The organism is Caballeronia sordidicola (assembly GCF_000729995.1).
Classification (GTDB): Bacteria; Pseudomonadota; Gammaproteobacteria; order Burkholderiales; family Burkholderiaceae; genus Caballeronia; species Caballeronia sordidicola_A.
On the sequence record NZ_JNFG01000002.1, the window covers coordinates 96,490 to 109,874 of the forward strand.

Here is a 13,385-nt window from a genome sequence, read left to right on the forward strand (position 1 = left end):
TCGTCCGATCTTTATCAGACGAATGCGCCGTATCGATTCAGCTTCAGGAAGTGTGCGTGCTCCCAAGCATGCCGCGCGCCGCCAGGTTGCCATAAAGCGCACGTACTCCGAACGTCCAGGGCGTAATTTCCGTCGATAACCGCACGGTGTTCACGATCGCGCCCAGCGATGGCGTAGAGATGGTCACCACGTCGCCCAGATGATGCGTGAAGCCGCCACCGGGCGTATCGCGATCCTTGATCGGCGAGAACATGGTGCCGAGAAACAACATGAAGCCGTCCGGATACTGATGATGCGCACCATGCGTCTGCGCCACCAGGTCGGCCGGATCGCGGCTGATCTCGCGCATGTGGCTGACGCCGTCCAGTACAAAACCATCGTCCGCACCTTCAATGCGCAGCGACACGCTCGCCTCGCGCACGGTGTCGAGCGTGAACGTTCCATCGAACAGTCGCACGAACGGACCGATCGAGCATGAACCGTTGTTGTCCTTTGCCTTGCCGAGCAGCAACGCGGAGCGGCCTTCAATGTCGCGCAGGTTCACGTCGTTGCCGAGCGTCGCACCCACGATTGCGCCCGCGCTGTTCACCGCCAGCACGATTTCCGGCTCGGGATTATTCCACTTCGAAGTCGGATACAAACCCACATCCGCACCGAATCCAACCGATGACATGGGTTGTGATTTTGAAAATACTTCGGCATCCGGACCAATTCCGACTTCCATGTATTGCGACCACGCGCCGCGCCGCTCGAGTTCGGCTTTCAACTTTGCCGCCGCTTCGGAACCGGGTTTTATCTTCGACAGATCCGCACCGATCAACTCGTTGATCATCGAACGGGTTTCCTGCGCCTTGCTTGCATCGCCGCCCGCGTGTTCTTCGATCACGCGTTCGAGCAGGCTCACCGCGAACGTCACGCCGCATGCCTTCACCGCTTGCACGTCGCACGGTGCGAGCAAATGCGTGGTCTGTGTGGATGCATTAAGCGACGCGCTGATCAGCGCATCGACTGAGCCTAGCGATTCGCCCGGTGCATGGCGCGCGATCTCAACGGCATCGTCGCGATCGAAAAGATCGGCGGTGGTGGCGACGGTCGATGTGATGTCGACGACTTCGCCACGCCGCACCACGATCACCGACGGACCGCTGACAGGCGCGGGCCGCCAGACGCGGCCGATCAGCAGCGCGTCGTTTAGGTCGGAGGGGAGGTAAGCGTGAGGCATGTTGTGCGTCTCCAGAAGGTTTCCAGAAGGATGATGGACAGGCGCCCGTGCGCCTCAGTGGTTGTGCCGCGATTCGCCGCGCGTCTCGACGATGTTGAGATACAGCGTCGCCGGTTCGAGGCACGCGCCGCTGCCGTGCTGTCCGACCATGCTGCGATAAATCTCTTCCCACGGTGTCAGGTTTTTCAGCACAGGCGGCTTCCATGCTGCGCGACGTTGGGCAAGTTCAGCCTCAGGGATCATCAGGTCGACCTTGCGCGACTTCAGGTCGATGCGGATCTTGTCGCCCGATACGAGCAGCGCGATCCCGCCGCCAACGGCCGCTTCCGGCGACACGTTGAGAATGGACGGACTCGCCGACGTACCGCTCTGACGGCCGTCGCCGATCGTAGGCAAGGTGTCGATACCGCGCTTGAGCAGCGCCGCCGGCGGCTGCATGTTGACCACTTCCGCGCCGCCTGGAAAGCCTACCGGACCGCAATTGCGGATAACGAGAATCGAGCGTTCGTCGACGCCGGTTGCCGGGTCTTCAATCCGCTCGTGATAGTCCTCGGGGCCCTCGAATACGACCACCTTGCCCTCGAACACATCGGGATGATCCGGGTCGGCGAGGAAGCGCTTGCGGAACGCCTCATCGATCACGCTGACCTTCATGACCGCGCTGTCAAAGAGGTTGCCCGACAGCACAACGTATCCGGCCGACTCTTTCAGCGGGTTTGCGTACGCGCGAATCACTTCGCGATCGGGCGTTGGCACGGCGGCGAGATCGTCGGCCAGCGTGCGCCCCGTCACCGTGCGCACCGCGCTGTTGAGCCTGCCTGCATCCAGCAGTTCCTTCATCACGGCCGGCACGCCGCCTGCACGATGAAACGCTTCGCCGAGGAAACGTCCGGCGGGCTGGCAGTCCACCAGTAACGGGACCTCGGGGCCAAGCCGCTGCCAGTCTTCCAGCGTGTGATCCACACCCATGTGCCGCGCAATTGCGATCATGTGAATCGGACAATTCGATGAAGCACCGAGCGCCGCCGCCGCGACCACGGCGTTTTCGAATGCGCCCTTGGTCATGATGTCCGATGGGCGCAAATTCTCCGCCACCATGCCGACGATACGCTTGCCGGTCGCATACGCCATCCATCCACGCTCGCGATGCGGCCCGGGAATCGCCGCGCAACCGGGCAATGACATGCCGAGTGCTTCAGCAAGCGAGTTCATGGAGAGGGCCGTACCCATCGTGTTGCAATGCCCGACCGACGGTGCGGAAGCAGCCACCATGTCCATGAAACCAGGGTAGTCGATATCGCCGGCGGACAAGCGTTTGCGCGCATCCCAGATCACCGTGCCGGAGCCGGCAAGCTTGCCGTGATACCAGCCGTCGAGCATCGGTCCGCCCGACAACACGATGGCAGGAATGTTGACCGTGGCGGCAGCCATCAGGCATGCAGGCGTGGTCTTGTCGCAGCCGGTGGTGAGCACGACGCCGTCGATGGGATAGCCGTGCAGGATTTCAACGAGACCGAGATAAGCGAGGTTGCGATCGAGCGCGGCGGTGGGGCGCTTGCCGGTTTCCTGGATCGGGTGAACGGGGAATTCGAGCGGAATGCCGCCTGCGTCGCGGATGCCGTCGCGTACGCGGCTCGCGAGTTCGAGATGATGGCGGTTGCACGGCGCGAGATCCGAGCCTGTCTGCGCGATGCCGATGATCGGCTTGCCCGACTGCAGTTCTTCGCGCGTGATGCCGTAGTTCATGTAGCGCTCGAGATAAAGCGCGGTCATGCCGGGGTTGGAGGGATCGTCGAACCAGCGACGGCTGCGCAGACGCGGCGTTGCAGAGTCGTCGGTGTCGTGTGTATTGGTGGGGTTGGATGAGTTCATAAGCGTGAATGTCTCAAGTTCGTTTTGTAGGGGCACAGCTGGGCGGGTTAGCACGTGTATTCGGTGAGCAGCGGTTCGCCGTTGAAGAACGCTTGGTCGTTGTCTCGAACGAGGCCGGCCGTCGCCGTACGGGTTTCTACTGTCGCGCTGGATCTGTGCAGTTGCAGCACGCCGTTGTCGAGTTCGGCGAAGCCCGGATCGGCTGACGGTTCATTCCAGAATACATCGAGTGTCGCGCCGCAGAGGCGATGGTCGTGAATATGTTACCGGTAACGGTATCAAACGCGTCGCGGGATGTCCAGAGCAAAAGGGGTACGACAAGGCGGACACCATTTCCCATTGGACCCAATCCCAGCCGACCCTATACGATTTCTCGCTCCCACGGCGGCAGCGGTTGCCATGCCTCAAACAAGAAATCGATAAAGCGGCGAACTTTAGGCGCGAGATGTCGCCGGGATGGATAGATCGCCCGAATGGGCAGCGCTTCGACTGCAAACGCCTGCAGGATAGGCCGCAATCGTCCTTGCGAGATGTCAGCCGCGAGCAGGTAGGAGGGCATGTTGACAATGCCTGCGCCACTGACCGCCGCGTTGACGAGCGCTTCAGCACTGTCCATTCTCAAGCGGCCGTTCATGCTCACGGTCTCTTGCGCGGCATTGGCGAACAACCAGGATTGCGGGCGTCCGGCACTCACGAACTGAAGACATTCATGATTTGCCAGGTCAGACGGCGCGGCCGGCACGCCACGCTTGGCGAGGTAGTCCGGCGAAGCGCAGGTCAGCAGCTTCTGTGTCGCTACCGTGCGCGCGATCAGGCGGGAGTCCGGTTTGGGCTCGCCGACCCGGACCGCGATATCGAATCCCTCGTCGACCAGGTCGATAAATCTGTCGGTGAAACTGACCTCGGCCGTCACCGCGGGCCAGCTCTCGAGAAACGACTCTATGACGGGGAGCACTTGCCGATGGCCAAGCGCAATCGGCACGCTGATGCGCAGCGTGCCCGTGGGCGTCGCACTCCGTACCGCCATCGCCGTCTCGGTCTCTTCGAGATCTTCCAGAAGTTGCGTGCAACGCTCGAAGTAGACGGCTCCATCATCCGTGAGCCCCAGGCTTTGCGGGGTCCGGTGGAGCAGGCGAACCTGCAGGCGAGTCTCCAGGCGCGCAATGATCTTGCCCACTGCGGAGCGCGTGATGCCGAGTTGCTGCGCCGCCGACGTGAAGCTGCCGGCCCTGACCACAGAGACAAACGTCGCGATATCGTTGAAGTTTCCTGGAGCCAAGTCAATGTCCTCTCAAGCGAGTTTGGCGAAGTCTGAGTAAGCCCAGGCATCAGGACGCATTTGCTCTTACGCGCTTGCGCTCAACCGTTGGCGTCACTTAGAGCATTTCGTCGATGCAGTCGGTTGCGACGGCGTCAAACGAGCGCTCCATCCTTGAAACCAGCGCACAGGCGGTCGCTGTTTTTTCGATCAGCATTCGTTGAATCGTGCCGGAGCAAAGCGCTTCGATCATATCCCGTTGCCCGCGCGTCGCGTTCATGGGGAGCCACATTCCCCATCGAAGCTTCTATTCTTCGTGTCACCAAGCAGTAGTGATTGGCTGTCATGTACGCACGCCGTGCAACCGGACGCCGACACTTTCCTGTTAGCCGAACCGGAGAACGTCAATGAATGCCCAGCAACTTATCTGCCCTTCGGGGAGCCCTTCAGGGAGCGCGTCACTCGCAGACGACAGCGCGTTTTCCGCCGCGCCCATTCCCGCCCTTGAGCCCGCATCGCGCGGTCCGTCGTGGCTTGCGGTCTTGTCGGTAGCCGTCGGTTCATTCGCTTTCGTCGCGACGGAATACATGCCCGTCGGGCTGTTGCCGCAGATCGCACGGGACCTCGGTGTCACGCCTGGTACCGCCGGGCTCATGGTGACGACGCCAGGCGTCATCGCCGCCATTTCGGCGCCTGTCCTGCTGCTCGCCGCTGGACGTATCAACCGGCGCCTGATCCTGCTGACGCTGGCCGTCCTGCTGCTCGCATCGAACCTCATTTCCGCCATTGCACCAAGCTTTGCAGTGATGCTTATCGGTCGTGCACTGCTGGGCGCCAGCCTTGGCGGCTTCTGGACCGTCGCGCTTGGCGCATCCGGGCAACTGATCCGCGAGGATCAGGCTGCCCGTGCAAGCGCAACCATTTTCATGGGCATCACGCTGGCGACCGTGATCGGCGTGCCGCTCGGCACGCTGATCGCTAACCTGGCGTCATGGCGCATGTCGTTTGTCGCAACCGCAGTGCTCGCCGCCGTCGCGTTGGCGGCGCAGGCCGTGTTCCTGCCTTCGCTCGCACCGAAGGCCGCGATGCGCACGGAGGACTTCCGGGCGATGCTGTCGCGCTCAAACGTCCGACGCAGTTTATTGATGGTCGGCCTTCTCTTCGGCGCCCATTTTGCAGCCTATACGTATATCGCGCCCTTCCTTGAACGCAATGCATCGTTCGGCGCTTCATGGATCACCGCCGTTCTGCTTGGCTTCGGAGTTGTCGGCTTTGTCGCGAACTTCGCGGTTTCCGCAATCGTCACGCGCCATCTGAAGGTGTCGTTACTGTTGCTGGGCACGCTCGTGCTGGTCGCCCTGATCGCATTGCCCATGCTGCAGGCTTCGCGTGCAGGCGTGATTGCCGCCGTAGGGTTGTGGGGACTTGCATACGGTGCGATTCCGCTCTGCTTGAGCGTCTGGATGCAGTTGAGTTCACCTGATCGCCCGGAAGCCGGTTCGTCGATGTTCGTTAGTACCGTGCAGATCGCGATTGCACTCGGCTCGCTTGCCGGTGGCGCCGTGGTGGACCACCTGGGCATCGCAACGACAATGCGCTTTGGCGGTTTGCTCGCCGCGCTCAGCGTGGTCGTGATGATGACGTTCAAGACCGCCAACTCGACGCTTAAGGAAGTGCTCGAAAAGTGACCCGGGCGGGCCACGAGGGTTCGCTTTTCCCGGGCCCGCAGCGGCAGAATGGCCGAAAAGGTGGGATCTTCGCCCTCATGGTGACGACCGTCAAACCGACAATCGCTCTTTGTCATCCCGACATACACCGCGACAGCAGTCGCTAGAGACAGGACCACAATCATGGCGAAGGTATCAAATGTCCTTTTCGTTCACGGCGCCTGGGCCAATTCCTCGGCTTGGGAGAAGGTCTTGCCGCTGATCGACGCTGCCGGTCTCACAGGTACCGCGGTTTCGCTTTCGCTGACGTCGCTCACCGATGACGTGGCGACAGTGAAGCGGGCGATTGCGCTGATCGACGGTCCGCTGCTGCTGGTGGGTCATTCCTACGGCGGCGCCGTTATTACCGAAGCTGGATCCGATCCGAAAGTGGCGGGTCTGGTGTATGTCGCGGCATTCGCGCCGGATGTCGGTGAGTCGGCCGCATCGCTTGGCGCCGGCGGCCCACCCACTCGCTTGCTCGAGGTCGTCCGCCCTGACGAGCAGCATTTTTTCAAACTCACGCGCGAAGGCGTCGATGAAGTATTTGCCCAGGATTTGACGGCAGCCGAGCGCACGCTGATCTTTGCAACGCAAAATCCGCTGGCGGGCGCTGCGTTGGGCGGTGAAGTCACGGCTCCAGCCTGGAAAGAAAAGCCCAGCTGGTATTTACTCGCCAGCGAAGATCACACCATTCATCCCGAGCTGCAAAAGAAAATGGCGGCGCGGATTGAAGCAACGACGGTCACCGTCGCGGCAAGTCATGTGGCGATGCTTTCCCAGCCGGACGCGGTCGCGAAACTGATCGTGCAAGCTGCAGGCTGAATAGCATTGCCGTGGATGACGGGGCAGAGAAGGCTTCCGCCATCCACTTCACCTTCGCATGGATGCGCTCAGGCACCGATCAAGCAGCGATCAAGCAACAGCAAATTCCGCCCGCGCATTGTTTCGTATGACCTGTGGGGGATGACCGAAGGCGCGCACAAACGCGCGGCGCATCCGCTCGGAGTCCGCGAAGCCGGCCTCTGTCGCGACCACGTCGACGGGATGACGGCTTTGCTCTAACAGGAGACGCGCGGCCTCCAGCCTCAGATTTGCCACCGCCTTCGCAGGAGACTGACCTGTCTCCGCCCGAAATGCCCGGCTGAACTGACGCAGGCTCAAACATGCCGCATCGGCAAGTTCCTGAACCGAGAGCTGGGACTTCAGGTTTCGACGTGCATACTCGAGCGCGGTCTGGATGCGGTCAGATTTGGCGTCGATCTTGAGCAACTCGGAGTGCTGCGATTGGCCACCACCGCGACGATGATTGACAACCAGTTTTTGCGCGACCGAGTGCGCGAGGTCTGCACCATGGTCTTTTTCGACCATGGCAAGCGCCAGGTCGATACAGGCCGTCATGCCGGCCGACGTCCATACCGATCCATCAATGATAAAGATGCGATCCGGCTGCATTTTGACCAGGGGAAAGCGTTCTTTGAGCTCGCTCGCGGCTATCCAATGAGTCGTCGCGCGCTTGCCGTCGAGGATGCCGGCTTGAGCCAAGACGAACGCACCGGTGCAGATGGATGCAACCCGGCGCGACGCACGATGTCCACGCTGCACGAAATCCACGACGGCTGGCGATGCAGTCACGCTTGCAGTTCCGCCGCCGACCAGCAAGGTATCAAACGCGGGTTCTCCGAACGGCATGGTGTCGGTCATCGTTCCGAGGGAACTGCGTACCAAGCCGCCATGTTCGGACAGCAACTCGATACTGTACAACTGCTTTCCCGCGCTGATATTGGCGAACTCGAACACCGAGAGGGCAGCGAAATACAGCATCTGGAAATTAGGTAGGATGACGAAACCAATCCGCTGCATCACACACTCCTTAATGGGTCAAACAGGGTGCCCAGGTTTCCCCGAGCGGAACCAGGTCGGAATGTCGTCGTTGTGTTGCGCGACCTCCGCAGAACCATGTCCCTCGCTCATTAAATGTATTTCTCACATTGATCACAGGATTGGTAAGAGGAATGCCGGTTCACGCTTATTCCTGGTTGGCCCTGGGAGGGTCCTTATGGATCATCGCCGATCTTCAGAAAGCTTCAAACGGTCACGCATTATGAATCGTTTACGAATCTGCCAATTAATGCGCGCAATACATAAAACATAGTGGGATGCAGGGGCTACCGCCGCGCGTGGCGGAGGCCTATCTTTAGCTCCACGAACCGGAACGACCCGGGGCAGTTTGGTAAGTGGCCAGCCTCAAGTCGATGACCGGTTTTCCGCTTGAACTCTCTATCACTTATCCAATCGAGGACGCATTCCATGAAACTCTCAGGTAATACCATCTTCATCACCGGCGGCGGCTCGGGTATCGGCCGAGGCCTCGCCGAAGCACTTCATAAGCTTGGCAACAAGGTCATCATTTCAGGCCGGCGGCGCAGTCATCTCGACGCGGTAATCGCGGCCAACCACGGGATGGAAGCGGTCGAACTCGACGTCTCCGATCCCGCAAGTATTGACCGGGTGGCTGCGAAGCTTGTCGCCGATCATCCCGAACTCAACGTGCTGATCAATAACGCGGGCATCATGCAACCCGATGCGGTCGACGGAAGGATCGACGATGCGCTGATGGTCTCGCACGTGACGACTAACCTGATCGGCCCGATCCGGATGACATCTGCGCTGATCGACCATCTCAAGACCCGGAGCGACGCCGTCGTGGCCTACACCACTTCCGTCCTGGGCTTCGTGCCAATGGCGGTGACGGCAGTGTACTCATCGACGAAGGCCGCGCTGCACTCCTACGCACTGTCACAACGCTTCATGCTGCAAGACACGACAGTTCGCGTGCTGGAGATTGCGCCACCATGGGTCCGTACCGAACTGATGAACAGCACGGAAGCTGAAATGGCGATGCCGCTTGACCAGTTTATCGATGAGACGATCAAGGCCCTGGGCACGGATGCGAACGAGATTCTGGTCGAAGCAGCCAAACCGATGCGCGCGAACCCGGGACCGGGCGAGCACGATTTGGTCAATGGTTTTAATACGCAGGCGAAAGCAATGTTTGGAGGTTGATTCACGCAACCAAAGGGAAGCTGGACGCAGCATGTCCGATCGCGACGACGAGTAGTCGTCGCGATCGGACTTTGTCGTCCGGTTTGGTGATGAGCATGAGCCTCTGCATCACGATTGCTAACGACGCTGATCTCACCAGCGCCGTCGATGCTTCAGCCGGACGCCCGGCTTAACCCGGCGTGCTGAAGGAGAGCTGGACACGCTGGCCGGAACGATTCGATTCCACGATTTGTTCGATCAGTTCATGCATGCGGAGTGCATCCGCGAAAGTGGGCGCAAGCGTTGAACCCGTCTTTACGTCACGTGCATAGGCCGAATACAGGTTTGCCAATTCAACCACGCTCGCCCCGAGTTCTCCCTGCGGCACCCATTCATATTCCGCCGGAATAGCGAGCGTGGTTAGTGGCTGTGCGTCACCCCGCGCAATCTCGATGCGGTTAAAGGTATCGCCGAAACTGGTGGTGTTTGAGATCTTCAGATCACCCTTGCTGCCGGTGATATCGATCTGCACGCCGAAATTATTGCGTTTGCCGGCCTCGAGATGGACGCTCAGCACGGCGCCATTGGCGAAAGTGCCAGCGAGCACGACCTGGTCCGGGCTCGTGTGGGGCAGCGTTTCACCGGTTTCCACCAGCGTGACTTCCTTGAACTGATTGACCGTCACCGCCGACAAGTTGTGCGGATAGCCGACCATCGTCGAAAACAACGCGTCCAGGAAATGGCCGCCATAGATTGACAGAAGGCTGGAGAAATTCTCTTCGGGGATCGTGTAGTAAAGCGATGCAGGCCGTTCACGCTGGAAGTACTCGACGCTCACGTGCAGGCGCACCGAACGTACTTCACCGATCTCGCCCTGGTCCAGCAAATCGCGGATATATCGGTAGCCTGGATTGAGCCGCCGTTGCAAACCGACGATGGTACGCACGCCTGCTTTGTCGGCCAATGCGAGCAACTCGCTGGACAATGCAGTGCTGGGTGTCAGAGGCCATTCGCAGTAGACATCCTTACCCGCCGCGATGGCGGCGCGGATGCCCTCTTCGTGCTGGAACGCGGGCGTCAACACGAGGACAAGATCGACTTCCGGATGCGACACCAGTTCTTGCAGCGAGGCTGCCGCGTATTTGAACCCATGGCGCTCGACCAGCGATGCTGCCTTTTCCTGGCTGCGGCTGTACACGGCCGTCAGTTCATAGTCCGGCAGTAGCTTCAGCGAAGGAAGGTGCCCGTACTCTGACCAATGGCCTAGGCCGATGACACCCACCCTGATTTTTCCGGTGCCGTTGCCCGGAGTCGTGATGCTGTTCAAGAGAATTCTCCCAAGTAAGGCCGAGCGGAACTCTGCCCAGCGACGTGGGAATAATAGGGATCAGGGGGGTGAAGATAAATGGCTTCGGCTTCCGATCATTCCGGACATCTGAGTCCGCTACCACGGCAGGCGTGATCAGCGACGACGACGCCGGCTCGCACCCGGCACACCACCGTGTTCGACCTATATCCGCAGATTCTCGCTGACATAGTCGATAAAAACACGCAGCTTGGGCGAGGCGTAGCGGCTTGCCGGCCACAAGATCCAGAAGGTGACGGTCTGGTCGATGAAATCACCCAGCACGATTTGCAATGCACCGCTCGCCAGCGCATCCCGCACGAGGAACGTTGGCAGCAGGGCAAAGCCCTTGTCCTGAAGCGCGAGATAGCCCAGGACCTCAATGGTGTTGCTGACGAAGGTTTGCGGTAACTCCGGCTCTGCTTCTGCTGCAGCGAGCCGGAATGGCCAGCGTTCCAGCTTGCCGGTGACGGGGAACTTATGCAGCAAACAGGCGTGCCGAACGAGTTCGGAAGGGTGGGTAGGAACGCCATGTTGCTTGAGATAGCCGGGCGAGGCGACCAGTACCTGTCCGCAGGAACCGAGGCGCCGCGATACCAGCCTTGAGTCAAGCTGCTCGCCCGTGCGAATGACTGCATCGAAGCCTTCTTCGATGATATCCACCATGCGATCGGAAAAATCGACATCGATTTCGATATCCGGGTATTGCGTCATGAAGCCGTCCAGCGCCGGCATGATCAGGCCGGACAGTTGTGGTGTGCTGATCCGCAATCTGCCGCGAGGGCTGCCGACAGCGCCGGACAGTTCGGCTTCCGCCGCTTCGAGCTCACCCAGGATGCGCCGGCACCGTTCCAGGAACAAGGTGCCTTCGGCCGTCAACGTGATGCTGCGCGTGCTGCGGTGAAAGAGTCGCACACCCAGGCGATCCTCTATACGCGCAATGCTCTTGCCGACCGCCGACGACGATACACCGAGCAGCCGCCCCGCCTCAGTGAAGCTGCGAGTCTCCGCCACCTGCACAAACATCGAAATACCGCTGAGGCTATCCATTGCCGGATCCCGGGATCAATTGAAGACATATGTGTCCGATATATTCGGAACCTTAGCCCATTTTTCTTTTGCCGGTCGGTCCATACACTCTCCTCAAGGTCAAAACCCGCTGTTGATCGAGCTTCATCAGCCACTGAATCCTGAGGAAATCATGTCCAAACTTCATTCCAGCATCAAAGTCGGTCCCTACGAATTTGCCCATCGCGTAGTACTGGCACCGCTTACACGCATGCGCGCCGAAGAAGGCGCCAAGCCCGGTCCGTTAATGGCCGAGTACTACGCGCAACGCGCTTCAGAAGGCGGCTTCCTGATCGGCGAAGCGACCATCGCTGCGCCCAACGGCAACGGTTACCTGGGTGCACCCGGCCTGTACGACGACAGTCAGATTGCGGGCTGGAAGCAGGTGACCGAAGCCGTGCATGCCAAAGGTGGCCGCATCTTCCTGCAGCTCTATCACGCAGGCCGCCAGTCCAATAGCCAATTGCAGCCGGGCGGCGCTGAGCCCGTGGCGCCTTCTGCCGTGCCGCATGGCGGCGTCGCTTACACCGAAGCGGGCTGGGTCCCGAACACGCCGAGCCGCGCGCTGACGATCCCTGAGATTGCCGATCTGGTCGAGAGCTTCCGCACGGCAGCCATTCGCGGCAAGCAGGCCGGTTTTGACGGCGTTGAATTGCACGCCGCCAACGGCTACTTGTTCGATCAGTTCTTGCAGGACGGCAGCAACAAGCGCACTGACATCTACGGCGGCTCGTTCGAAAATCGTGCCCGTTTCCTGATCGAAGCGACTCAAGCCGTCATCTCGGTCTGGGGCAGCGAACGCGTGGCCGTGCGCCTTGGCCCGAGCGGCACCTGGGGCGACATGTCCGACAGCAACCCGGAAGGTCTCTTCGCTTACGTAGCAGAGGAATTGGCCAAGCTGAATCTGGCTTACCTGCATCTGATCGAGCCGCGTGTGCTCGGCAATGTGGATGACGACAGCAAGGATCAGAACCCGGTTGCCGCGCAACTGATTCGCAAGCACTACAAGGGCATTATCATTGCCGCTGGCGGCTTCAAGAGCGACACGGCCAAAGCCATCGTGCAGGCGGGCGACGCTGATTTGGTCGCATTTGGCCGTGACTTCATCGCCAATCCAGACCTGCCCGAACGCCTGCGCCTCCAGTTGCCCTTGAATCCGTATGACCGTCCGAGCTTCTTTGGCGGTACGGACGTCGGTTATACGGACTATCCGTTTTATCGTAAGGACGCGGTCGCAGCGTAAGCGGGAGCGCTCACGCTCACAACAACCCGTCGAGTTGAGGCGGAACGCTCGGTATCGGGGCAGCGCAGATAAAGTCAACGTAAGCGAATGCAAAGAGGCCCCTCGTTGGAGGGGCCTTGAGCCACGAAATCACCGTGTTTCCGTTAGTACGTCACAGAAGCCCCACTGCCAGTAAAACTGTGCTGGGTAGGAGCGTCAGATGCATAGTCGCCAACGGCCTGGATGATGTTCAGGATCTGCTGCGGCAACCTGCCGCCGCTGACGGCGGTCATTGCAGTGCGATCCATCTCGACGGCTACGGGGAGGTCTTTGATTACGAGCGCGTTCATTTCGATTCTCCAAGGGTCAATTAGTCAGTCAGGAATATCAGAGCTTGTTTTGAGGGCGTCGCCACTCCTCGATGAGACTTAATGCAATGTGCGTGCCAAACGCTGGCGCCCCGATAAGCGATCACGCAACTAGTTGAAAATATTGGATTTTTATTGGTGACCAGTGCAAATTGGTAGACAGGGGTGCGCGTTGCGGCCGGTGGGTCGGATCCAACTCTCCGTCTGGCACTGTTGGTTAGATCGCGACACATGCGGTCCGCCTAGGTATCCCTTGTTTTACGATGTCCTCGAGGCTTA

Annotated in this window: 13 protein-coding genes; 5 read left to right on the forward strand and 8 right to left on the reverse strand. The window is 60.1% G+C overall.

Annotated elements, in window-relative coordinates; all coding sequences use genetic code 11:
* Positions 1–43 precede the first annotated feature (43 nt).
* Together FH08_RS0101385 and FH08_RS0101390 are read right to left on the reverse strand one after the other, a co-directional pair.
* Entirely contained in the window at positions 44–1,222 is a 1,179-nt protein-coding gene (locus FH08_RS0101385) for a fumarylacetoacetate hydrolase family protein (protein WP_031356593.1), read from the reverse strand.
* A gap of 54 nt (positions 1,223–1,276) precedes the next feature.
* The gene (locus FH08_RS0101390; RefSeq protein ID WP_051887622.1) at positions 1,277–3,094 is read right to left on the reverse strand and encodes an IlvD/Edd family dehydratase; all 1,818 of its coding nucleotides are present in this window, start codon (positions 3,092–3,094) and stop codon (positions 1,277–1,279) included.
* An 8-nt stretch (positions 3,095–3,102) separates the two neighbouring features.
* On the opposite strand from FH08_RS0101390, the gene FH08_RS0101395 reads away from it, so the two are divergent.
* On the forward strand, positions 3,103–3,300 hold the full coding sequence (locus tag FH08_RS0101395) for a hypothetical protein (RefSeq protein ID WP_031356595.1): 198 nt from the start codon (positions 3,103–3,105) through the stop codon (positions 3,298–3,300).
* Between the two features lie 155 nt (positions 3,301–3,455).
* On the opposite strand, the gene FH08_RS0101400 is transcribed toward FH08_RS0101395, so the two are convergent.
* Complete coding sequence (locus FH08_RS0101400; protein WP_031356596.1) at positions 3,456–4,373, reverse strand: LysR family transcriptional regulator; 918 nt, start codon at positions 4,371–4,373, stop codon at positions 3,456–3,458.
* Between the two features lie 97 nt (positions 4,374–4,470).
* The gene (locus FH08_RS53970) at positions 4,471–4,605 is read right to left on the reverse strand and encodes a hypothetical protein (RefSeq protein WP_268810813.1); all 135 of its coding nucleotides are present in this window, start codon (positions 4,603–4,605) and stop codon (positions 4,471–4,473) included.
* Positions 4,606–4,759: 154 nt separating this feature from the next.
* On the opposite strand from FH08_RS53970, the gene FH08_RS0101410 reads away from it, so the two are divergent.
* Both FH08_RS0101410 and FH08_RS0101415 read left to right on the forward strand, forming a co-directional pair.
* Entirely contained in the window at positions 4,760–6,040 is a 1,281-nt protein-coding gene (locus FH08_RS0101410; protein WP_031356597.1) for an MFS transporter, read from the forward strand.
* Positions 6,041–6,202: 162 nt separating this feature from the next.
* The gene (locus tag FH08_RS0101415; RefSeq protein WP_031356598.1) at positions 6,203–6,883 is read left to right on the forward strand and encodes an alpha/beta hydrolase; all 681 of its coding nucleotides are present in this window, start codon (positions 6,203–6,205) and stop codon (positions 6,881–6,883) included.
* 90 nt (positions 6,884–6,973) lie between these two features.
* Here the strand turns inward: FH08_RS0101415 and FH08_RS0101420 are convergent, their stop codons facing one another.
* Positions 6,974–7,921 carry a GlxA family transcriptional regulator gene (locus FH08_RS0101420; RefSeq protein WP_031356599.1) on the reverse strand — a complete coding sequence of 316 codons (948 nt, stop codon included), beginning with the start codon at positions 7,919–7,921 and terminating at the stop codon, positions 6,974–6,976.
* A 447-nt stretch (positions 7,922–8,368) separates the two neighbouring features.
* Here FH08_RS0101420 and FH08_RS0101425 point away from each other — a divergent pair, with 447 nt between their 5' ends.
* Positions 8,369–9,124 carry an SDR family oxidoreductase gene (locus tag FH08_RS0101425; protein WP_031356600.1) on the forward strand — a complete coding sequence of 252 codons (756 nt, stop codon included), beginning with the start codon at positions 8,369–8,371 and terminating at the stop codon, positions 9,122–9,124.
* 169 nt (positions 9,125–9,293) lie between these two features.
* Here FH08_RS0101425 and FH08_RS0101435 read toward each other — a convergent pair whose 3' ends face one another.
* Together FH08_RS0101435 and FH08_RS0101440 are read right to left on the reverse strand one after the other, a co-directional pair.
* Positions 9,294–10,430: a Gfo/Idh/MocA family protein gene (locus FH08_RS0101435; protein WP_235210258.1), complete on the reverse strand. Its 1,137-nt coding sequence runs from the start codon at positions 10,428–10,430 to the stop codon at positions 9,294–9,296.
* A 183-nt stretch (positions 10,431–10,613) separates the two neighbouring features.
* Entirely contained in the window at positions 10,614–11,498 is an 885-nt protein-coding gene (locus FH08_RS0101440; RefSeq protein ID WP_031356602.1) for a LysR substrate-binding domain-containing protein, read from the reverse strand.
* A 151-nt stretch (positions 11,499–11,649) separates the two neighbouring features.
* Between FH08_RS0101440 and FH08_RS0101445 the strand changes: the two genes are divergently transcribed.
* Positions 11,650–12,759 carry an alkene reductase gene (locus tag FH08_RS0101445; RefSeq protein WP_031356603.1) on the forward strand — a complete coding sequence of 370 codons (1,110 nt, stop codon included), beginning with the start codon at positions 11,650–11,652 and terminating at the stop codon, positions 12,757–12,759.
* Positions 12,760–12,902: 143 nt separating this feature from the next.
* On the opposite strand, the gene FH08_RS0101450 is transcribed toward FH08_RS0101445, so the two are convergent.
* Entirely contained in the window at positions 12,903–13,088 is a 186-nt protein-coding gene (locus FH08_RS0101450; protein WP_031356604.1) for a hypothetical protein, read from the reverse strand.
* Positions 13,089–13,385: the final 297 nt, after the last annotated feature.